Source organism: Thermogutta sp. (assembly GCF_039793925.1).
GTDB lineage: Bacteria > Planctomycetota > Planctomycetia > Pirellulales > Thermoguttaceae > Thermogutta.
Genome location: NZ_JBAMME010000124.1, coordinates 15,441 through 37,327 on the forward strand (window position 1 = coordinate 15,441; position 21,887 = coordinate 37,327).

At 54.7% G+C, this 21,887-nt stretch carries 13 protein-coding genes; 7 read left to right on the forward strand and 6 right to left on the reverse strand.

Annotated elements, in window-relative coordinates:
- Positions 1–186 precede the first annotated feature (186 nt).
- On the forward strand, positions 187–2,346 hold the full coding sequence (locus tag ABJK56_RS04600) for an alpha-amylase/4-alpha-glucanotransferase domain-containing protein (RefSeq protein ID WP_347243488.1): 2,160 nt from the start codon (positions 187–189) through the stop codon (positions 2,344–2,346).
- Between the two features lie 71 nt (positions 2,347–2,417).
- Here the strand turns inward: ABJK56_RS04600 and ABJK56_RS04605 are convergent, their stop codons facing one another.
- The gene (locus tag ABJK56_RS04605; protein WP_347243489.1) at positions 2,418–3,170 is read right to left on the reverse strand and encodes a gamma-glutamyl-gamma-aminobutyrate hydrolase family protein; all 753 of its coding nucleotides are present in this window, start codon (positions 3,168–3,170) and stop codon (positions 2,418–2,420) included.
- A gap of 821 nt (positions 3,171–3,991) precedes the next feature.
- Here ABJK56_RS04605 and ABJK56_RS04610 point away from each other — a divergent pair.
- Entirely contained in the window at positions 3,992–5,251 is a 1,260-nt protein-coding gene (locus ABJK56_RS04610; RefSeq protein WP_347243490.1) for a trypsin-like peptidase domain-containing protein, read from the forward strand.
- Positions 5,252–5,303: 52 nt separating this feature from the next.
- Here the strand turns inward: ABJK56_RS04610 and ABJK56_RS04615 are convergent, their stop codons facing one another.
- Complete coding sequence (locus ABJK56_RS04615; RefSeq protein WP_347243491.1) at positions 5,304–6,842, reverse strand: sulfatase; 1,539 nt, start codon at positions 6,840–6,842, stop codon at positions 5,304–5,306.
- Between the two features lie 176 nt (positions 6,843–7,018).
- Here ABJK56_RS04615 and ABJK56_RS04620 point away from each other — a divergent pair, with 176 nt between their 5' ends.
- The 3 genes from ABJK56_RS04620 (at position 7,019) to ABJK56_RS04630 (ending at position 9,847) form a co-directional block, all read left to right on the forward strand.
- The gene (locus ABJK56_RS04620) at positions 7,019–7,675 is read left to right on the forward strand and encodes a hypothetical protein (protein WP_347243492.1); all 657 of its coding nucleotides are present in this window, start codon (positions 7,019–7,021) and stop codon (positions 7,673–7,675) included.
- 83 nt (positions 7,676–7,758) lie between these two features.
- Entirely contained in the window at positions 7,759–8,613 is an 855-nt protein-coding gene (locus ABJK56_RS04625; RefSeq protein WP_347243493.1) for a sugar phosphate isomerase/epimerase family protein, read from the forward strand.
- Between the two features lie 202 nt (positions 8,614–8,815).
- Positions 8,816–9,847 carry a rhomboid family intramembrane serine protease gene (locus ABJK56_RS04630; RefSeq protein ID WP_347243494.1) on the forward strand — a complete coding sequence of 344 codons (1,032 nt, stop codon included), beginning with the start codon at positions 8,816–8,818 and terminating at the stop codon, positions 9,845–9,847.
- A gap of 23 nt (positions 9,848–9,870) precedes the next feature.
- Here the strand turns inward: ABJK56_RS04630 and ABJK56_RS04635 are convergent, their stop codons facing one another.
- From ABJK56_RS04635 to ABJK56_RS04645, 3 genes are all read right to left on the reverse strand, one after another.
- On the reverse strand, positions 9,871–13,755 hold the full coding sequence (locus ABJK56_RS04635; protein ID WP_347243495.1) for an efflux RND transporter permease subunit: 3,885 nt from the start codon (positions 13,753–13,755) through the stop codon (positions 9,871–9,873).
- A gap of 92 nt (positions 13,756–13,847) precedes the next feature.
- Positions 13,848–15,977: an efflux RND transporter periplasmic adaptor subunit gene (locus tag ABJK56_RS04640; RefSeq protein WP_347243496.1), complete on the reverse strand. Its 2,130-nt coding sequence runs from the start codon at positions 15,975–15,977 to the stop codon at positions 13,848–13,850.
- 458 nt (positions 15,978–16,435) lie between these two features.
- Positions 16,436–16,885 carry a hypothetical protein gene (locus ABJK56_RS04645; RefSeq protein WP_347243497.1) on the reverse strand — a complete coding sequence of 150 codons (450 nt, stop codon included), beginning with the start codon at positions 16,883–16,885 and terminating at the stop codon, positions 16,436–16,438.
- A gap of 160 nt (positions 16,886–17,045) precedes the next feature.
- Here ABJK56_RS04645 and ABJK56_RS04650 point away from each other — a divergent pair, with 160 nt between their 5' ends.
- Positions 17,046–18,644 (forward strand): cation:proton antiporter, encoded by a 1,599-nt coding sequence (locus ABJK56_RS04650; protein WP_347243498.1) that lies wholly within the window; start codon positions 17,046–17,048, stop codon positions 18,642–18,644.
- A gap of 24 nt (positions 18,645–18,668) precedes the next feature.
- Here the strand turns inward: ABJK56_RS04650 and ABJK56_RS04655 are convergent, their stop codons facing one another.
- A complete protein-coding gene (locus ABJK56_RS04655; protein ID WP_347243499.1) occupies positions 18,669–19,697 on the reverse strand; it encodes a zinc-dependent alcohol dehydrogenase family protein in 1,029 nt (342 codons plus the stop codon).
- A 269-nt stretch (positions 19,698–19,966) separates the two neighbouring features.
- Between ABJK56_RS04655 and ABJK56_RS04660 the strand changes: the two genes are divergently transcribed.
- Positions 19,967–21,643, forward strand: coding sequence for a right-handed parallel beta-helix repeat-containing protein (locus ABJK56_RS04660; RefSeq protein ID WP_347243500.1), 1,677 nt, complete (start codon positions 19,967–19,969; stop codon positions 21,641–21,643).
- The last annotated feature ends 244 nt before the right edge of the window (positions 21,644–21,887 follow it).

The following is a 21,887-nucleotide window of genomic DNA, read 5'->3' on the forward strand; positions in this document are numbered from 1 at the left end:
GAACGGTTTGGCGAAAAGAATAGGACGCTGCGGATCTCGGATGAGTCCGTTCCTTCTGGTTGCCTCTCCGTTCGCACTTGTTCCCTCCTAACTTGGCTTGACGGATGGTTTCCTCAACTTTGTTGATTTTGCGAGCATCGATTGGACACACCCATGAGTCACCCCCCTGCAAATCGATCCCCTGTCGTGAGACTCGTTTTGTTGCTGCACAATCATCAACCCGTCGGAAACTTCGACCACGTTTTTCAGCAAGCATACGAGGATAGCTACCGCCCATTCTTGGAGGTGTTTTCCCGGTGGGATCCCATCAAAATCTCGCTTCACATTAGTGGCCCGCTCATGGAATGGCTTGCAACCCATCGACCGGGCTACCTCGATCACCTACGAGAGCTGGTGGAGGCCGGGAGAGTGGAGATGATCGGTGGGCCGTTCTATGAGCCCATTCTACCCATGATTCCGAGTGTCGACCGAATCGGACAAATCAGACGGTATTCCCGTTTTCTGGAGAACCGGCTGGGAGCGCGTATTCGCGGGATGTGGATTCCCGAACGCGTTTGGGAACAGTCCCTGACCCGCGATATTGTGGCCGCCGGCATCGAATACACAGTCCTTGATGATTTCCATTTCAAAGCCGCTGGACTTTCGGAAGACGAGCTGAGGGGCTACTATCTGACAGAAGATGAAGGTCGCGTCCTGGCCATCTTTCCCGGAAGTGAGCGTCTGCGCTACACGATCCCCTTTGCGGACCCGCAGGTGACGATTGACTATCTCGCTGAAATTGGCCGACAGCATCCTGGCGCCGTGGTCGTGTTTGGCGATGACGGTGAGAAATTCGGAACTTGGCCAGAGACCAAAAAGCATGTCTATTCCGACGGCTGGCTGGAACGCTTTTTCACGGCCCTGACCACCAACCGCGAGTGGCTGGAAGTGTGCACACTCGGCGAGGCCTACGACGCCGTGGCCTCTATTGGGAAAATCTATCTTCCCGATTGCAGCTACCGCGAGATGACGGAATGGGCGCTCCCTTACCGTCGCCAGCAGGCCCTGGAAGAGCTCGCGCGCCAGTTTCACGATGACCATCGCTGGCCCCAGGTGCGATCCTTCATCCGCGGCGGCTTCTGGCGAAATTTTCGGGTCAAATATCCCGAGGCCAATGAAATGTACGCCAGGATGATGGAGATTAGTCGCCGGATTCAGGACGCAATCCACAACGACCCAGCAAACGAGCAATTGCGAGCCGCCCAGTTGTCACTGTATCGCGGACAGTGTAATTGCCCCTATTGGCACGGTGCCTTCGGTGGCATTTACTTACCGCATCTACGCAATGCCATCTACGAGCAGCTAATCACTGCGGATGAAATTCTGGAAAAGTCCCAGGGGCGACCTGAACATTGGGTTGAGGCGACCGCAGAAGACTTCAACTTCGATGGGAGGCCAGAAATCCGCCTGGCTAACGATCGCATGGTCGCCTACCTGAGCCCGTACCAGGGGGGAATTCTCTATGAATGGGATTGTCGCCCCGTTCGTCGAAATCTTCTCGCGACGATGACTCGCCGTCCTGAAATCTATCATGAGAAAGTTCGAGCAGGTGCCTCGCCCGAAAACAAAGGTTGTGCGAGTATTCACGATCGCGTTGTCTTCAAACAAGCTGGCCTGGAGTCCCGTCTACAGTACGACATCTATCCGAGAAAAAGTCTTGTCGATCTCATGCTCAGTCCCGAAACCACACTGGAACAGGCCGCCAGTGGAGAGATAACGCCTTGGACGAAGCTTTGGGAACAACCCTACGAAGGCACCATTCATACTAATCCGGAGCGTGTGCGCGCCACGCTGAGCACAGAAGCGGACATCCTTGACCAGAAGATCCGCGTGACAAAGGCCGTCCTGTTGAGTGCCGGTTCGTCCACCCTCGAAGTGGCTTACCGGCTGGAGAATCTTCCCCCCGATCGTCCCTTCCTTTTCGCCGTGGAATTCAACTTTGCTGGATTACCCGCCGAAGCCGATGATCGATTCTTTCTCAGCCTCGCCGAGGAGAAACTCGGTCACCTGGGGACCCGCTTGGACCTCTGCCAGGTGTCGGGCCTGGCTTTGGTGGACCAGTGGCTTGGGCTGCGCATTCAGCTTGGGTTCTCCCGTCCTACCGACGTCTGGACTTTCCCAGTGGCTTCGGTGAGCCAGTCTGAAGGAGGATTCGAGTTAGTGCATCAGTCAGTGGCGGTTCAACCCCACTGGCTGGTCCAGCCGGATGCCGAGGGTCGGTGGACAGTCAGCATGCGATTCCTACTTGTAGCCGAATCGCTGCCCCAACCTGAGACGACAGTGCCGCTTCTATCGGCCACGGCGTAACGCAATATGTGCGAGGGCAGCCGCGTTGTCCAGTTCACCACTGAAGAGGCCGCATATTGGCCGACCAGTCTTCACACCTGAACCGCCGCGGCGTGCTTCCCCGTCCGCTTCAACAAGCCCTCCACAAATTCCTCGAACACGCGCAAATCGAGCGCCGAAGCGGCTTCGCATTCCGGATGGAATTGAACACCGATCGCGAACCAGTCTGGATCCCGACTTTCAATGGCCTCGATGATCCCGTCTGGTGCTCGGGCGGTGACTTCGAACACGGGCGCCAGATCCAGAATGGCCATATGATGCCGGCTCGCCACGCGGATTTCTCCCTCGCCGTAGACGCGATCAATGAGGGACCCCTTAGTGACCACGAGGCCGTGACGGTGATATGGATCCTGGGGATCCCAATGGGGGATGGCCGCCGGGAAGTCATCGGGAATGTGGAGGGAAAGCGTGCCTCCCTGGGACACATTGAGAAGTTGCATTCCCGCTCCGATTCCCAGGACTGGCATCCGGCGCTGCCCAATCAACTTTGCCAGCAAGCGATCAAAATCCTCCCGCCGCGGATGCATAACCTGGGTGTGCGCATGGCGATAACAACCGTCTCGAATGGGATCGAGGTCGGCACCACCGATGAGAACGAATCCGTCCAGCGTATCCAGAACGCGCTCGATGTCAGACCGAGAAGTTAGCGGAGGTACTACCACAGGCACCGCCTGTGCGCGAATGAGGCAGTCGAAATAGCCTGCGGCAATCTCTCCTTTTGCGAAGTTGACCTTGTCAGCAGGCCGATAGTCCATGTTCAGGCCGATCAGTGGCTTCCGTCGCATAAAACACCTCCCTGTTGTCAACAACAAAACCATTAAACCGGAACGGATACTGCAGAGCAGTAGTACCGCTTTCTGCGCAAGAATTCGCCGTGTCTCTGTCCATGGCCGATACGGAAACATCTTGAGCACTTTTGCCCGCGAAGTCGATCAACGGGAAAAGCATCAAGATGCCGTGAGGCAGAAACCAGCAAAGGCTGAACGATCGGAAAAGATGTACGAGACATCCCTGTCATGGCGAGGGGAATTTCCTCCGTGGAATTCCGACCTGTGAAAATCGTTTAAGCGAACTAAGCAAAATCTACCGAACGTACAGCCGGTGTCAATGCTCACTCAATATCTTGGCAAAGGCAGCAACCTGCCACAATGCGTTGTAGTGCATGCACTGCTATCGCCTGGGCATGTTCTCAGGATGTCAGCGTGAAATCCGAGCAAAACACGCGGCCTGTCAAGCACTTTCGACAATAACAGAGTGGCCGCCGTGCACGCCTAATCCGTCGTCATGCGTCTGGCAGTTGTGAGTACGGTGCCTTTTTCTCCCCTCACAATCGCCCGTAATCGGCGGAACGAGCCGGACGTTATCACGGAGTTGTTGCAAGCATGGAGCGCGCTCTTAGAGCGCTCTTCCAACCCTTTCAGAACTCAGCCGAACTTACTGAGAGTGTAAGGGCTGCTACGCCCTTTTCCTGGCAGTTGCTCTTCGCTAAAGTGAAACAAACTGTTCCTGTCCGGGGATAGTTAGAAAGTGGCTTCCCTTTTTGAAGGCTTCCGGAGGGCGCTCCGCAATAGTTCTTTGCTCATGGCGACAGAATAAGGAGGGTAAGATGCGTTGGATAGCGATCCCTTGTCTTTTGAGTGCCCTAGCAGGAGGGCTTCTCGCCTGGGCTTTCTCTGCACGAGGCCAAAGCCGGCCTCACGCACCGCCGATCCAACTGGCGCAAAATCAGGTCATCACAGGCGCCCGCTCACAGTTGCCTGGGCAAACATTCCAATTCAGTATGTATTCCCAGAATAACACTCCAAGCGGAGCAGCAACAATTGCGCTCGAGCAGACCGCCAGTCCCTGGGAGCGGTTTCTGCCCCCCGTTGGACAGTACTCCCCAGAGGAGTTGATCAACATCGGCGTCTACGAACGAGCGAACAAAGGCGTTGTCAACATTCGCACGAAGAGCATCCAGGGTAGTGCCTTTTTCTTTATGGACGTTATTGCCGAGGGAGAAGGTAGCGGTTCAGTCATCGATCGTCAGGGACACATCCTGACCAACTATCACGTGGTGGAGAATGCCCAGGCCATTTCGGTCACTCTGTTCGATGGGATGGCTTACGACGCCCAGCTTGTGGGAGCCGATCCTGTCAGTGATATCGCGGTGCTCAAGATCGATGCCCCCTCGGACAAGCTCTTTCCGGTGGTGTTCGGGGATTCAACAGATTTAAAGGTGGGTCAGCGTGTCTTCGCCATCGGAAATCCCTTTGGGCTGGAGCGAACTCTGACAACGGGCATTATCTCGAGTCTCAATCGTTCCTTGCCCAATCCCAGAACAAAGCGGACTCTCAAACAAATGATCCAAATTGACGCGGCTATTAACCCGGGAAATTCGGGTGGGCCACTTCTGGACAGTCACGGACTCATGATCGGCATGAATACGGCTATCGCCAGCCGTACAGGAGAAAGTGCCGGAGTGGGTTTTGCCATTCCCGTCAATACAATCGCTCGCGTGGTTCCCCAGCTCATCCGTACCGGCAGAGTCATTCGCGCGGACGCCGGGATACTTCAGGTTTTAGAAACGGAACGAGGCGTGCTCCTGGCGGTTCTGAAACCGGGTGGTGCGGCCGATCGTGCAGGTCTTCAGGGATTCCGCATAGTTAAGCGGACGAGGCGGCAAGGTCCTCTGGTTTTTGAATCGACCACCATCGACCGCTCAACAGCCGACCTGGTTATCGCTATCGACGGAAAACCGGTAAAAACCGTCGATGATATGTTGAGTATTCTCGACACCAAACGGCCGGGAGAAACAGCTATCTTCCGGATAATCCGCCAGGGGCGCACGTTGGACATTCCGGTCCAATTGGACGCGGAAGAATGATCTGGCTTTTCGTGTCTGCCAAAAAGCCGGCCACTGACCCTGACAAACGCCATCATTCCTCGGCGCTGGTCACGTCGTGCGGTTGCACCCCGTATTCGATGATCTCGAGCGGATCGTTCGTTTTCGGAAGCTGCTCTGGATCACGCTCTGTCTTTTTGATGTGCTCGGCGAGGAGCTCGAGATAACGCTTGATTCGTTCTTGATGTTCCGGCCGATTGGCAAGGTTATAAAACTCGCCCGGATCACTCGCCAGGTCAAACAGTTTTATCGTGACGCCCGGCAGCGGACGCCCAGGCTCGTGGCCATCATCTCGCACTCTTTTACCGCGCATGTACACAAGTTTGTATCGCTCGTCCCGGATGCAGATCTCGTCGTTGTGGGCATATTCCACAATCACGTAGGGGCGATGGGTGGTGGTTTCCCCTGTCAAGAGCGGTCGCAACGACTTTCCCTGAACGCGCTCGGGAATGGGAACTCCACACAGGTCGAGAAGGGTGGGGACAATATCGACAAACTCCACAAAGGCCTTGGTGGAACTCCCCGGTTTAATGACAGGCGGATACCGCATGATGAGCGGTGCAGAAATCGCCGGATCATAACTGCAATGTTTTTCAAAACGCCCGTGATGACCGAGCATGTATCCGTGATCTCCGATGTACACGACAATCGTATTGTCTTTCAGTCCACTCTCCTCGAGTGCCCTAAGTACAATTCCCACATTCTTGTCCATAAACTCCACCGACGTGTAATACGCTGCGTTGATGCCGCGTTTTTCGTCATCCGTTAAATCTCGGAAAATAGCCGGGATTTGGTCGTCATCTTCCGGTCCAACTTCCGGTACTGTGAACTCCTCCGGCCGATGACGCCCACGGTATTCCACCGGAAAATGAAACGGCGAATGCGGCTCATAAAAACTAACCATCAGAAAAAACGGTTTTTCGTGAGGACTGGCGAGAAACTCGGCGGCCTTCTGCGCAAAAAACGTCCCTGACATCTCGCTGTCCCACGCTCCATACGGCCAGTACATACTGTTAAGCCATATGCGTGCAGGATCTTTAAAGGGCCTCCATGGGGGAAGAACGTTCACTCCTGGAGGCAGGGGGCGCTTCGGCTGTTCTTTGCGCCATTTCTGCCAGTCCGGCAAGTCCAGTCGCACATCGAATCCGTGTTTGAGCGGGCTGTTGAAATGCATTTTACCGAAGGCTGCGGTCTCGTAGCCGACTTCTTTGAGCATCTCCGCCAGTGTCACCTCGCTTTGGGGCAGGGGAGTTTTCAGCAACGTGACGCCGACACTCCGTGGGTAACGTCCCGTAATAAAAGACTGCCGAGAAGCTGTACAAATGGGAGAATTGCAGAAAGCATGGTCAAATCGAATGCCTTCAGCCGCGAGGCGGTCGATGTGCGGTGTTCTGACGATTCGATTGCCGTAGCAGCCGGTGACATACGCGGCATGATCATCCGAACAAATCCATAGGATATTCGGCCGCCGAGGAGTTTGTCCAACATCTTTTCCACTCGAAAAACTTCCGGTAAAAAAGACCGCAATACAGCAAGCAAGAATCCATGCGAATCGAGCGCCTGCCCGGAACATAGCTCGAAACCTCCAACGGACATGAGAGTGGTGAACAACCTTTCTGGAGCATATGATAATGCATTTCAGCCTAGCCGCAATGGCGCGACAATGAGCTGGACATTTGGGAGGATGTTTCCTTCTGTGTATCACGTCCCCTCACGGGCGGGCAAGCCTCTGTTCAATATTGAAACGCCATGAATTATTTTGCTCATGCGTTCAGATTTGTGGGTCGAGCGCGATTCGTAACGGGGACAGCACTGCCGGATTGGCTCTCCGTGGTCAATCGACGTCTCCGCTTTCGGCCTCCGCGGCTCCATCAAGCGGCTCATCATCGTGACCAAAATGTTTCGGAATTGGTCGCCGGAGTCAAGCAACATCTTGAAGATGACAGACGGTTTCACAACTGCGAGGCGTTTTCCCGTTGCCTCGTCACCGTGCTTCAGGAAGTCCGCCCGTTTCTCAATGGCATGGGGATTCCACCTGTCTTTCTCTCCCATCTTTTGGTGGAAGTCCTGCTGGACGCCCAGCTCGTTCAATCGCGACGGGCGGATGTCGTCCGCTACTATGCTGATCTGGAAAGCGTAGATCCGGACTGGACGGAGTGGGCAACAGGCGAAATTCTTGGTCAACCGGTGAGTGGGCTCGGGCACTTTATCCGACTGTTTTGCCGGGAGAGAATTCTCCTCGATTATGCCGACAATGTACACCTGCTCCGACGGCTCAATCAGGTGATGCGACGGTTGCGGCTGCCGGATCTTTCCGATTCTTTTCAGAATGCGCTTGTAGCATCACGCCCGATTGTCACCGCCCATGCGGAAGAGCTCCTTCGGGCACTGGACGCCCCCGAATAGCCGTGGCAGAATAAGAGCACACTTTCGTACCGCGGATATTCACAGTCCTGACGTCTTGTACGAAGAAGAATGGGAGGACGACGATGCGCTTCGGAATCAATCTTCTGCTGTGGACCGACACCCTGTGCGATCAGTACCTACCGCTTCTCGACGATGTCAAGGAGTTAGGGTTCGACCTGGTTGAGCTTCCCGTTTTCGATCTCGACAACGAGGCAAATTATAAGAAGTGGGCCAAACGTCTCGACGAACTCGGACTCGCACGGACAGCCACAGCGGTTCGCACAGCCGATGCCAACCCGATTAGCTCCGATCCGGAAATCCGTCGCCGGGGCATCGAGGCCAACAAACGGAATCTGGATTGCTGCGCCATGCTCGGCGCCGAGATTATGGCCGGACCATTCCACTCGGCGCTGGGTGAATTTACCGGCCGCGGACCCACGGAGGATGAATGGAAATGGGGTGTGGACGCCATGCGCGAGGTAGCCGAACACGCTGAGAAAGTCGGCGTCACCTTAGCCGTCGAATACCTTAATCGATTTGAATGTTACTTTTTGAACACCGCCGCCGACGGCGCCCGTTTTTGCCGGGAGGTCAATCATCCGCGATGCAAAATGATGTATGATACTTTCCACTCGCATATCGAGGAAAAGAACATTCCGTCAGCCATCCGCGCACTGAAAGACTACCTCGTCCACGTTCACATCTCCGAAAATGATCGCAGCACCCCCGGAACAGGGAACGTCCGGTGGCAGGAAACTTTCGACACTCTCCATGAGATTGGCTACAACAACACGATGGTCATCGAGGCGTTTGGGCTGGCATTGGAGAAGCTGATTCCTGCTACCAAAATCTGGCGCCGGATGTACGAGTCGGAACGCCAGCTCGCTGCAGACGGGCTGCGATTCATGAAAGAAGAAGTTGCTAAACGTTGGAAATAAATTCAACACGCTGTGGGAACTGTCTCTGGCAGCAAAAAGGTTTTTGGCAGCGACCTCGGTTTGCCGGTTGCCAGAGATCGAAACGAGGAGCTCGAACATGCTCCTGTGCCCGCGTTGTAATGTTCCGCTGAAAGGCGCTCGCACTCCGCAAGGAATGGCTTACTTTTGTCCCCAGTGCAGGGGTCAGGCAACGAGCTGGGCGGTGGTACGCGGTCGGGTCCCCAAAAACATCGCCAGCCAACTTTGGCAACGAGCCAAGGAGCAAAAAGACCGCCACGGCGACGCATGCCCTTTGTGCCACCGCCCCATGGCCGTTGTCCCCATCGTTCACAATGAGCACACCATCCCCATTGATCTCTGTCCAAACTGTTACCTTGCATGGTTCGATCGCACAGAGTGGGAGGCCCTTCCGCAAGCTCCTCCATCCGTCGGACCTCCTAACAAAGAACTGTCTCCCGCAGCGCGCGAAGCCATCGCCCGCGCCAAAATCGAGCAACTTGCCCGTCGCGATCAAGCAAACGAGGACCTGCCTTCGGAACCCTGGCAGTGGATTCCCGCGTTTTTCGGCCTCCCGGTGGAAGTGGAGGGCCCAGCACTGAGAAGCATTCCCTGGCTCACATGGGGAACGGTGGTGGCGTGTGTACTTGTTTTCCTCTATTCCCTTCAGAATTTAGGAGTTTTTGTTCAGCAACTCGGGTTCATTCCGGCACAGCCGTTCCGTTTGGCCGGCCTCACGCTTCTTACATCGTTCTTCTTGCATGGTGGGATTTTTCATCTAATTGGGAATATGTATTTTCTTCTAGTATTCGGGGATAACGTTGAAGACCACGTTGGTCGGTGGTTTTATCTCGCCCTCCTGGTGTTGGCCCATGTGACAGGCCTCCTTTTCCATGCGCTGGGCGATCCGCGTGTCGATATTCCCTGCGTGGGAGCCAGCGCAGGAATATCTGGAGCCATCGTCTTTTATGGGCTCCAGTTCCCCAAAGCCAAACTCGGCATTTTATTCAGATATTTCTTTTGGCTGCGATTCCCGGCCGTTTGGGGACTTGTGGCATGGGTTGTGCTGCAGGTTCTCACGGCATATTCACAACTGTCCGGCGCCAGCGACGTATCGGCCTTAGCCCATCTTGGCGGATCCACTGTGGGAATGATAGCCTGGATGCTCTGGAAAAATCAGATTCTCCTAGCCGACTGGTTTGGGCTCCCCCAGCCGCCCCGCCAAATGGACAGCTAAGGGCCGCATATTCAGGGCTCGGCCTACTCGCGATTGCCCGTCCCGGAATCGGACGAAGCGTTATTACTCTTCTGGCTAGCTGGTTCCCTTTCGAATCGGATGACACCACCCACCTTCAAGCCGATCTCTTTCATCAGGCAATACGAAACCGGCACGACGAACAATGTCATGAGTTCGATCAGCATCCCGCCGAAAGAAGGAATCGCAATGGGAACCATCACGTCGCTGCCCCGACCGACGCTGGTGAGAACGGGAAGCAGCGCCAGAACCGTTGTGGCTGTGGTCATCAGGCATGGTCGGATCCTCCGCAACCCAGCGGCTAAGGTCGCCTCCCGAATTTCTTCTATCGTCCGTGGGTTTCGGACGACAAACGACTGATCGAGATAACTGGCAATCACCACGCCGTCGTCGGTCGCAATACCCCAGAGCGCGATAAAACCGACCCACACGGCCACGCTGAGATTGAGCGTCCGCATCTGAAAAAGATCTCGTAGATTGACATCGAACACCGAAAAATCAGCAAACCACGGTTGTGCATAGAGGTAGATCAGCAGAAAACCACCCGATGCTGCGACCAGTACCCCGGAAAAAACAATAAATGTGGTCAACACATTTCTGAACTGAAAATAGAGAATTAAAAAGATGATCAAGAAAGTCACGGGAATCACTACCGCCAGAGTACGTGCGGAACGAACCTGGTTTTCGTAGGAGCCGATGAATGTGGGCATTTCCGTCCCCGGTGGCAATACCAGTTCGCCACTTTCCAGCTTCTGGCGCAACAAACGCTGGCAGGCTTCCACCACATCCACTTCCGCATAACCTGGTTGCTTATCGAAGATCACGTAACCCACGAGCTTTGTATTTTCGGAACGAATTTCCATCGGTCCTTGTACGTAGTGAATATCGGCGAGCAGTTCCAGTGGGACCTGAGCTCCGGTCGCCGTGGTCACCAATATGCGCTTCAGTTCTTCGATAGAATCGCGGCGCTCCCTCAAATAACGGACGCGCACGGGATATCGCTCCCGCCCTTCCACGGTGGTAGTGAGCGGCTCGCCACCGACCGCAGTTTCTATTAAATGCTGAAATTCTTCAATTTTCACACCATATCGCGCCAGGTCTTCCCGTCGGGGAACAATTTCTAGGTAGGGAGATGCAATCATTCGGTCGGCGAACACGGTCTTGGGATCGACTCCCGGTGCCTCCTTGAGTATGTTTTCCACCTGAAGTGCTACCTTATAAATGTCGTCTAAACTGTTTCCCCTAATCCGCGCTGCCATTGCCGCCCGGATACCTGTCTGCAACATCACGATGCGCGCAGCGATCGGCTGAAGTTTTGGAGCCGAGGTTAGCCCCGGCAGGCGCGCGGTTCTCTCGATTTCGCGCCACAGGTCGTCCGCCGAGCGAATTTCCGGCCGCCACTGGCGATAAGGCCAGCCCTGGGAATCGGGGATGAGATTTCCGTTCGCATCGCGAACAAATTCCAGGCGGCCGTCTTTTTCAATCGCTTTAAATGTTAATCGCCGGCCGTTTGCATCGACAATATATTCCGGCTTATAGGTGATCACTGTTTCGATCATGCTGATGGGCGCTGGATCCAAAGCGCTATCGACTCGACCGAGTTTTCCCACAACGACATCCACTTCAGGTATTGAGGAAACCAGTTTGACCTGTTTTTCCAAATAGTCCTGTGCCTGGGCCAGAGCTGCGTGAGGCATGGCTGTGGGCATGAGGAGAAACGCTCCCTCGTCGAGAGGTGGCATGAACTCCCGTCCTAGCCCGGGAAACTCGTGCCGTGCCCAAACCCAAACAGGATGCCCCAGCACCCTCTCCCGGGAAATGCCGATCCGCTCGAGAAAACCGGGGACGAAGGCAAATATGCGTTCGAACCCGAGCCAGATGCACGCCCCTAGAAGCAGAGTGATCGCTGGAAACACATAGAAAATAAGTTTATGGCGCAGAAAGAACTTCAGGAATGCTGCATAAAACTTCTGAAATAAAATGAACCCGGCCAGCAGTCCTGTGATGACACCGCCTGCGAGAATGATATTCCGCGCAAGCCCCGCACCTGGTCCAAGCGGTAACCAGTCCGCCGCCAAGATACCGATGGCCACTGCAGCGGCGACCAGGGTCAGAAGCTGCCGGTAGCGGAACTCCCATTCTGGTGCGAACTCCGCAACCAGAAATCCTCCGGCCCAGGCTACTCCCACGATCAGAAGCCACCATCCCAGGTTTGCCCCGGCCACCACGGTTCCCAGGAGCACAATTCCGGCAGCCGTCAGTCGCAACCAACGCGTCGGTTTTCTCACGCTGAACAAAATATGGGCCAGTGGCGGCAAAAGCGTAAGGGCGATGATCACCGAAGCTATCAACGCAAATGTCTTAGTATAAGCAAGGGGACGAAACATCTTTCCTTCGGGCCCGGTCATCACAAACACAGGCAGAAAACCAAGCACGGTTGTGCTTATGGCGGTCAGCACCGGCCGTCCGACTTCGGATGCAGCTCGAAAGATAACCTCCCTTCGCGGTTCGTCAGGAGGTGCTTCATCCAGACGCTTGAGCATGTTTTCCGTCAGGATGATCCCCATATCAACCATCGTGCCGATGGCGATCGCGATCCCGGCAAGTGACATCAAATTGGAATCGACATGGAATAGTTTCATACCAATAAATGACATTAAAACAGCCATCGGCAGCAAGCTTGAGATAAGAAAAGAAGATCGGAAGTGATTAACCATAACGAGCACAACAATGATCGTTACAATCACCTGCTGCCGCAGCGCGTCGCTCAACGTACCGAGTGTTTCCTGAATAAGTTGAGTCCTATCATAGAAGGGGACAATGGTCACTTGGGAAATTCGCCCATCGGAAAGCTTTTTCCGCGGCAGCCCCGGAGCAATTTCGGCGATTTTCTGTTTAATCCGTTTAATCACTTCCATTGGGTTTTCGCCGTACCGAACCACCACAACGCCCCCCACGGCCTCCGCGCCACCCTTGTTAAGAACACCCCGGCGCATGGCTGGCCCAAGGGTAACATGGGCAACATTCTTGACAAGAATGGGAACTTCCCGATCGGTTTTAATCACCGCATTTTCTAGATCTTCTACACTACGAATAAATCCCCTGCTACGGATCATATAATCAACCCCATTAATCTCTATCGTTCGCGCTCCCACATCGAGATTCGAACGGCGCACCGTGTCCAGCACCTGTTCCAGTGAGACACCATAATGGGCAAGCTGCTCGGGATCCACATCCACCTGGTATTCTCGAACAAAACCACCGACTGAAGCGACCTCCGCCACCCCCTCTACCGACTGAAGCGCATACCGGACCTGCCAGTCCTGAATCGATCGCAGCTCTTCCAGATCCCATCCAGGAACCGGTTCACCCGTTTTCGGATCGCGGCCTTCCAGCGTGTACCAAAACACCTGCCCCAGCGCTGTGGCGTCCGGTCCTAATGTCGCATTGACACCAGGAGGGAGTGACTTCTGGGCTACCGGGAGACGCTCCAGGATTCGCGATCTTGCCCAATAAAAGTCGACATCGTCCCGAAAGATGATATACACCATCGCAAATCCAAAATAGGAAGAACTCCGAATCGTTTTGACGCCAGGAACACCCAGTAGAGACACGGTGAGAGGATACGTGACCTGGTCCTCCACGTCCTGAGGCGTTCTTCCCGGCCACTCTGCAATGACAATCTGCTGATTCTCGCCGATATCAGGAAACGCATCGACTGGAATCGGCGAGCGAGGCAACAATGGAAGGTTGATGTCGAAGGGCATCACGGCCAGTCCCCACCCGATAATGGCCGCGATAATGAGAAACACCACGAGCTTATTGTCGAGGGTGAATCGAATAATGCCGTCGATAAAGTGTGATGTAAACGGAATATTTCTATCCGTCATTGCTTCTTTTTCCAATCTGTCATCGGCAATGTACGATAAATATTTACTCGACTACACGCTTCGGCAATTTCCGGCAATTGTCGCTGCGACTGTCAATGCTGATGGAAGTGATTCATTGGCGGCTGAGGCTGAGAACCGCCACGCGTCGATGGATTGACATCTCCTTTGGTGCCCAGCGGTTCTATTCGTTCCTTAACTTCCCCACAGCGAAGCATGCGACTTCCAAAGTAAGGATTGGCCACTTCTTCCCCCTCCTGTAACCATTCCGCTCCTTGGTTGGAGAATGCCATCGGGCAATAGACCACGACGAGCGGCTTCTCGTGGGCGTGGCCAAATTGTTTCACTGCCTCAATCAGAGACTGTGACAGGTGCCGGAAAGCGGACCGCAAGACTTCCATGTCCTGCATGTTCCTGGCCTGGTCACACGCCGCTTGTAGGTGCGGCACAATTTCTGCAAGCTGTTGCCGCTCCTTCTCCGGTAGGTCTGCACGGAGAAGTTGCGGAAGAGTTGCTTCGATTGCGGCGAATCCTGCAACCGCCTCGCCTGGCTCATCGTGCGAAAGCGCCCGTTGGATGCTAAGGTAGGGAGACCACAGACTTTGGAGCGCCCGAGCGAGAACGGGATTGCCTGCCGAACCAAATTCCGGTCCCTTTGTAGTTGTGACCTCAGACGTCTGATCGACCGAATGCATCATGCTGGCTTTTCCGGTAAGTTGCACAGCGCTGTCCACTTTGAAGTTCCCTTTAACGACGACTAACTCACCTTCTTTCAAGCCGCTGTGGACAATGTATCCCTCTTTCACTCGTGGACCGAGTACAATATCGCGACTTTCAAATATCGGCTCCTCACCGTCCGGAACGCGGACATATACGAGGGCCCGCTTACCCGTGATTAACGGTGCGGATGCGGGGATAACGAGCGGGGGGGTGAGTTTTTCATCCATCGCCACGTATCCCAGCGATTCCACCCGAACCAGATCCATACCGCATCGCGTGCACTTCCCTGGGGAGTCCGAAATCACCTCTGGATGCATTGGGCAGATCCACTTTCCAGCCAGAGAGGGTTCAAAAACCGTGTCCTCGGCCGCCAGATGCGCTTCCACCAGACCACGTGCCAGCATCCCGGGCTTTAGACGCACACCAGGATTGGCCACGTTGACTCGAACTCTTATCGTGCGTGTTGCTTCTCGCAGTGTTGGATCGATGAACGCAATTTGTCCGGAAAATTTTTCACCGGGAAAGGCGTCCGTTTCAAAGACTACAGTTTGGCCATACCGCAACCAGGGAATGTCTGCCTCATAACCGTCGAACACAGCCCAAACCTGTGAGAGGTCCGCAATAGAATAAATTGGATCTCCTGTTTTCACATAATCTCCTTCCTTGGCATGTTTGTTGATCACGATGCCGGCTATCGGCGCATAAAGCGTGACGTGATCGGTCGCGAATCCACGCTGTTTGATTTCTTCAATCTGATCCGGAAGGATACCCCACAACCGCAACTTTTCTTCAGAACTCCTTAGCAGAGAGGACGCCACGGTGTACTGAGTGCTGCCGGGTGTTGCCGATTTCAACGACATCTGCGCCTGTAACAGCTCTTGTTGCGCCACCACCAGTTCAGGACTGTAAATATCCACCAGGTGATCTCCCAATCGCACGGGCACACCCGTGTAGTCCACATAAAGGCGATCGAGACGACCAGGAAATCGTGCCGAAATGGTAGCCAGACGCGTCTCATCAAAATCGATCCGTCCCCATAACCGGATTTCACGGGTAGGAAAAATACGCCGGACCGGAGCTGTTTCTACCTCGGCAAGAGCAACCGCTTCCCGTGTCATACGGATCTGGCGTATTGTTAATGGAGTCTCTTCCTCAGAGTAAACGGGTATCAAATCCATGAAGCAGATCGGGCATTTTCCCGGGCCCGGCTGCCGCACCTGCGGGTGCATGGCACAGGTCCACCATTTGATTTTTTGCTCTCCCTGAACCTGGTTCCGCTCAGATTCCGTGTGGCCACCGGAGGCTTGATGACGCATTAGCTGAGCAGCGCCCCAACCAACCCCGAAAGCCGCCACAATGGACACGGCTATTAACCACCCGCGCCTTCGGCCGAAGAATGCTCGCCCCGGTTTCCGAGGAACGGAGACGCTCGCCTCGTCGTGGGCTTTCACCTCCCCCGGAACACTCGCGTCTTGTGGATCAGCGAAAGGGCGGAATTCGCTCATATTTGTCTCCTTTACAGTCTAAAAATATTTTTCAGCATTCATTGAGTCGCCGAGCAATGACTACGGAGAAGAGCAAGATGCTCCTCCCATTCAGACATTTCACAAATAGTTTGAAGTACCTTTCGTGGCTTTGAAATACATGAATGTTTAGCAATTGCACCGGATGGCTTATTTGGCTTGTCCACGTCGCTCTTTCTGTGTTTTTTGTTCAACTGCTGCCGACGCGTCTTCTTGTGGAATTTCGACCGAGCAGCGCAGCAGTATACACGGCACGTTCTGTGACAGTGGGACATAATGACTGGCACACTATTCCCGTGCTGAGCCGTCCGGACTGGAACGGACACTCGGAGCGGGATCAACATGACCCGGCGCAACACTCTCCACGGCAGGGTGCCCAAAACTTGCCTGAAAAAAACAGGCGAATCAGAGTATTAGATGAGAAGAGAACAGCATGCTAATTAGAGAGGAACATTCTGCCAGGGCGGCGCCAGAAGATTTTCAGCCAAATGAGGCTGTTCATGAAGAAGGCCGGCGGGAGATTGCGTCTCGTCCCAGGCAAACCATGCCACGCCGTCGATCAGAGATGCCATCAGGCCCGAAACGAATGAATCGGCACTCAAAAGGCCAGGATGCGGGTGGCAGCACGGATGCCCATTTTGGTGATCATTCGGCCAGTCGGAAGAGGTGTGCTGAGAAGAAGAGTCCGTACTGTTCCTTTCACCATCACGAACTGCCCCCAAAACCTGGTTACGGCCGCAATAAGGGCATTCGATAGCCTGGGATACTGGGGTAGTTTTGACAGCCGGGGCGGCCTGTCGCACTAGATAAGCCCCGACACCACACACACCGTGCGGCGCCCAGCCAATAAGGAACCAAATGGCGATAAAGAGTCGCATTAAACGTGACATGGTGAACCGTCCTACTATGCAAAGTCTAGGCCGCACCTCGGGATGCGTCAATCCCAAACCACGCCGCCTCTTGCAAACCCGCGGTATCATGAACATGAGGCACCTTTGAGGATTCTGTTGCGCGACCTAGCTCCGGGACACGAAAGGAGCGGCTTTACGCATGGAATCATCTATTCCTCAGATCATTGTCATTTTGCTGGTCGGGTTTTTGGCTGGCACAATCTGTCGGGTATGTCGAATTCCGATTCTGCCCGGCTACGTGCTGGCAGGCACGATTATCGGTCCAAGTGGAATGTGTTTGATCGGCCCGGGGAACCAAATTGAGTGGCTTGCCGAAATTGGGGTTGTTTTTTTGCTGTTTGCAATTGGAATCGAGCTGTCCCTAGAAGAACTGCGGCGTTCCTGGAGGCAGTGTCTGAGCATTGGCACGATTCAGGTGGGATTCTGTCTTCTCGTGGTTGCCGTTTTGTGCCGACTTTTAGGATTCGAAATTGGAACCGCCATTGTAGTGGCAATGAGCGTTGCAGTAAGTTCCACGGTGATCGTGTTCCGCGCCTTAACGGAATGGGGATATACGGCCCACCCCGCGGGCCGCCGAGCCATAGGCATCCTGCTGTTCCAGGACGCGGCTATTCTTCCTATCATGATGTGGAGTGCTGCAATTCAAAGGCACGGTGTTGGAGCCAGTTCGTTCGCAATAAGCGCAATTTTGCTGACAATTCCTCTGATCCTGGCAATCCCTCTTCTTCGTCTGGTTGTCGCCCACTGGATCGTCCCCCGACTAGGGCGGCTGAGAAGTACAGAAATTGCAGTCCTCTTTGCGTTGCTCGTCCTCACTACATTCGGTTATGTAAGCCATCTGCTGAATCTTCCCGTTGCGTTGGGAGCCCTGGCAGCAGGTCTCGTTCTCAATGGGAATCGCATGACCAAACAACTTGATGCGCTTGCTCTCCCTTTTCGGGAAACTTTCGGAGCCATATTTTTTATCAGTCTCGGCGCGTACCTGAACCTGGACAAATTGCACGAAGTGACGCTTGGGACATTGATTCTTTGCCTTCTCTGCCTCCCTGCTAAGGCTGCGTCACTTGTCGTTGCTTTGCGATGGAGTGGACTTCCCTGGAGGTCAGCAGTGGGACTAGGGGCCGCGCTTTTGCAAATGGGTGAATTATCCTTTCTGCTGCTATGGAATGGGAGACAATCAGGAATCGTCTCCGGCGGCCTGTACAACGCGCTCATGCTGGTGGCTGTCGCCACTTTGATGGCCACACCCATTCTGGTCTACTGGGGCTTTCGCCTGGTACGTGGTTCGGTCTTGGAGGGCCAGCCAAACCGTAGACCTGGGGGCGAATCGCAACTACGCAAAGTGGTCCTCATCGGGGCTGGTCCTATGGGTGGACACATCGCCGCATATCTGGAGACGCTGGGCATGGACGTTTGCCTCATCGATCAAAGCCCCGTCAACTTGCAGCCGTTCGCTCAGCAAGGTTTTCGCACAATATGCGGCGACGGACGGGATACAGATGTCCTTCAGCGAGCTGAAATCCTAGATGCCACAATGGTCGTCGTGTGTGTACCTGACGACTCGGTCGCTACCGCCATTGTGAAAACAGCCCGGCAGCTCAACCCCCAAGCTACCATCATTGCACGCTGCCGCTATCAAAGCCATCGAATCGCGCTGGAACGCGCAGGAGCCAACTGTATTATCGTAGAGGAGATCGAGGCTGCCTGGGCGGTCCAGCGGTTCCTCCAGGGACTCTAGCAATCACCGATACCGATCCGGGGATCAGCCCATACAGAGCACCTTTGCCCCTGGTGTCCTCCCAAATTTCAGATCCTGCAGCGCCCGATTGGCATCTTCCAATTTGTATTCCCGCACCACCGGTCGGATTTCTGCAACCTCAGCTAATTTGAGGAAATCGATGACGTCTCGCCTGGTGACATTGGCCACGGTCTTGATTTCTTTTTCCATCCAAAGGTGCTCCGAATAAGAAAGGCGAAGAAGTGCATCCTTGTCCACCTCTTCTTTGCGAATCGCGTTGATCACCAGCCGACCGCCCGGCCGTAAAGAAGCAAGCGACTCCACAACCGGCCGCCATACAGGTGTGGTGTCAATGATGGCGTCCAAAAGCTCCGGCGGCCTCTCTGCGATATCCCCTGTCCACACAGCGCCGAGTTCGTGAGCGAGGGCTCTCTCCGCCGGATTGCGCGAGAAGACATAAACATCCATTTTCGGCCAGTGCGCGCGCACCATTTTGAGCACGAGGTGGCCGGAGGCCCCAAAACCCATCAAGCCCAGTCGCCCTGTCTCTTTTAATTCCGTCAACCGGAATGCACGGTAACCAATAGAACCGGCACACAAAAGTGGTGCCACCTCCCGGTCACTCAACGATTCTGGTAAATGATACGCGTAATCGGCGCGGACGATGATCTTTTCCGCATATCCGCCGTGCGCATCCCTCCCGGTGCCGCGGAATTCAGAGCACAGATTTTCTTTACCCGACGCGCACTGGGCACATTGCCCACAGGCCGAAAAGATCCAAGCCACGCCCACACGGTCTCCTATCGAGAATCTTTCAACGTTGGGCCCGATCGCGATCACCCGACCCACCACCTGATGCCCGAGAATGATTGGGAAAAACGCCGGTGTGACGCGACCTTCAATTTCGTCCAGCTCTGTGTGACATACCCCGCAGGCCGTTACGGCCAGGAGAACCTCTCCGGGGCCGGGCACTGGATCCGGCCACTCGGTGAGCGCCAAAGGTTGGGAGTCCTCATGGACCTGCATTATTTCACTGAGAACCATCGCACGCATGATATATGTCTCCCCTGGCAATCGATAACCTTCTTCAGTATGAATGATTCGTCGGTCACTGTTATATTCTGCCAAAACTTCTGAAGTAACCACCACCTTGTGCGGCTCCTGTCAGCCAATCTATGTGAGTTTAGGCAACGGCGGAAGGATGTCTGTACTCTTGCCACAAGAAATGATCTTCAAGACAATGACCACGGGATGGTGACGCCCAGTAGTTTCGTTCCTGCCGTTTCATTCCAGATGGCAAGAGGTTTCCAAGGAGCCAGGCCATGCGTTCGTCCACTGTGCCGTTCATTACGCTGCACGTGATTTTCGCTACGGCGCTCACCCAAGGTGCGCTAGCCGTAGCCGAGGAGCCCTCTTCTATCGCCGCAAAGCCCGTTGCAATCCCCACGTTTCATTGTGTTGGGCTCTACTGGTCGCCGCCCGGCGGTGCTGCCGACAGGCGGGTCTTCATACGCTTCCGGGAGTTGGGCACAAACCTATGGCAAGATGGACTGCCCATGAAATTTAACCCTATCGCGAACACCGATGAAGACCTGGCTGACTATCGAGGAAGCATCGTCAACCTTCGGCCCAACACCAGTTACGAAATCGAGCTCCGATTGGAAGGCACCGATACATCCACCACCCTAGTGGCACGCACGTGGGATGAAAGGTTCCCTGAGGGCGAAACCGTTGCCGTTGCGGACGGTACGAGCCCGCTCAATATCACTCAGTCCGGACGACCAGATGGCTATCGCGTTTATGATGGCAAGGGGGCTGTGATCGATGTCGGACACCGGCACGACGCATGCATCACGATTTCTGCATCGTACATTATCGTGAGGAATCTCGTCCTCCGGGGCGCAGGCTCCCGAGACAATTTAAGGCGTTCCCCCATCGGAGCAATTCGCATCGACGAGGGGCACGACATCATCATTGAAAATTGTGATATTTCCGATTGGGGGCGCATTAATCCCGAAACGGGCTTTGGGTTCGATTATGATGCGGCTGTCCTCTGCCGAAACCGAAACGTCCGACGGGTGATCATTCAAAGGTGCAGACTTCACCACCCCTTCGCCGATACAAACACGTGGTACGAACCAAAGTACCCCACACATCCGCAAGGCCCACAATGCATTTCTTTCTTTGATACCGCTGGTAATCACGTGATCCGTTACAACGAGTGCTACTCCGATCTGGATCACATGTTTAACGACGTGATCGGCGGCGGAAGCAACGCGAGTTTTCGTGGTGCGCCCGGCCCCGACTGCGATATTTACGGCAATTTCGTGAGCCATTGCTGGGACGATGGGCTGGAAGTCGAAGGTGGCAACCGAAATGTCCGCGTCTGGGGCAATTACATCACGCAGTGCATGATGATGATCGGTAATGCACCAACCTCGATTGGACCTCTGTACATCTGGCAAAACGTTGTTGCCCGCAGCCAATGGCGCCCGGACCACACGGGCGGCTACTTCTTGAAAATGGGCTATGCAGGTAGCGAAGACTGGATGACGGGCCATATGTACATATTCCACAACACGATATTCTCTGGCGAGCCGTTCCTACCCACCGGCGGATTGGGGGGCAACCGTATCGTGAAGCATTGCATCTCTCGAAACAACATCCTCCAGGTTATGTCCCCTGAGCAGCGCAGCATCAGCGAGGCTCGGGAAAACGGGGACAATGATTTCGACTACGACCTTTACAACGGGCGAGTACCAGAAGGCCATGAGGTCCACGGAATTCGCGGCGTACCAATCTACGAGAAAGGCGCCGGTCTCAACTTCGATACCAAGACAGGCAGTTTTCGGCTTGCTCCAGATTCACCCGGCCGCGGCGCCGGAGAGTTCATCCCCAACTTTTCGCCCCCTTTCACAGGGAAAAGTCCTGATATGGGTGCGCACCAAAGCGGAGCGAAACCTATGCAATTCGGTGTAACCGCAGAATGGACTCCCTGACCGATGCTCTGGTGCGTTATCAGAGTTTTTCGGCTGAGAGCCCGTAATGGCTGTCTCCTGGACACTCCGCGCGAGGCACCAACGGAAGTCGTCATAATCGCTGCCCGCCAGCATGACGGCTGCTCAAGTAACGTGTCAGCCTCTACAATGGTAAGCGGCGGGGACTGGTGTCCACGTAAGACGCGCTGCATGATTTTGAGGAAAGTAACAGAAACACGACCGGCCTTCGGACCACTCACGCATT

What these genes read in the sequence shown, in the direction of transcription:
- ABJK56_RS04605 (WP_347243489.1), bottom strand. Translation starts at nt 3,170, where the DNA reads ATGCGACGGAAGCCACTGATCGGCCTGAACATGGACTATCGGCCTGCT.
- ABJK56_RS04610 (WP_347243490.1), top strand. Translation starts at nt 3,992, where the DNA reads ATGCGTTGGATAGCGATCCCTTGTCTTTTGAGTGCCCTAGCAGGAGGG.
- ABJK56_RS04615 (WP_347243491.1), bottom strand. Translation starts at nt 6,842, where the DNA reads ATGTTCCGGGCAGGCGCTCGATTCGCATGGATTCTTGCTTGCTGTATT.
- ABJK56_RS04620 (WP_347243492.1), top strand. Translation starts at nt 7,019, where the DNA reads ATGAATTATTTTGCTCATGCGTTCAGATTTGTGGGTCGAGCGCGATTC.
- ABJK56_RS04625 (WP_347243493.1), top strand. Translation starts at nt 7,759, where the DNA reads ATGCGCTTCGGAATCAATCTTCTGCTGTGGACCGACACCCTGTGCGAT.
- ABJK56_RS04635 (WP_347243495.1), bottom strand. Translation starts at nt 13,755, where the DNA reads ATGACGGATAGAAATATTCCGTTTACATCACACTTTATCGACGGCATT.
- ABJK56_RS04640 (WP_347243496.1), bottom strand. Translation starts at nt 15,977, where the DNA reads ATGAGCGAATTCCGCCCTTTCGCTGATCCACAAGACGCGAGTGTTCCG.
- ABJK56_RS04645 (WP_347243497.1), bottom strand. Translation starts at nt 16,885, where the DNA reads ATGTCACGTTTAATGCGACTCTTTATCGCCATTTGGTTCCTTATTGGC.
- ABJK56_RS04650 (WP_347243498.1), top strand. Translation starts at nt 17,046, where the DNA reads ATGGAATCATCTATTCCTCAGATCATTGTCATTTTGCTGGTCGGGTTT.
- ABJK56_RS04655 (WP_347243499.1), bottom strand. Translation starts at nt 19,697, where the DNA reads ATGCGTGCGATGGTTCTCAGTGAAATAATGCAGGTCCATGAGGACTCC.
- ABJK56_RS04660 (WP_347243500.1), top strand. Translation starts at nt 19,967, where the DNA reads ATGCGTTCGTCCACTGTGCCGTTCATTACGCTGCACGTGATTTTCGCT.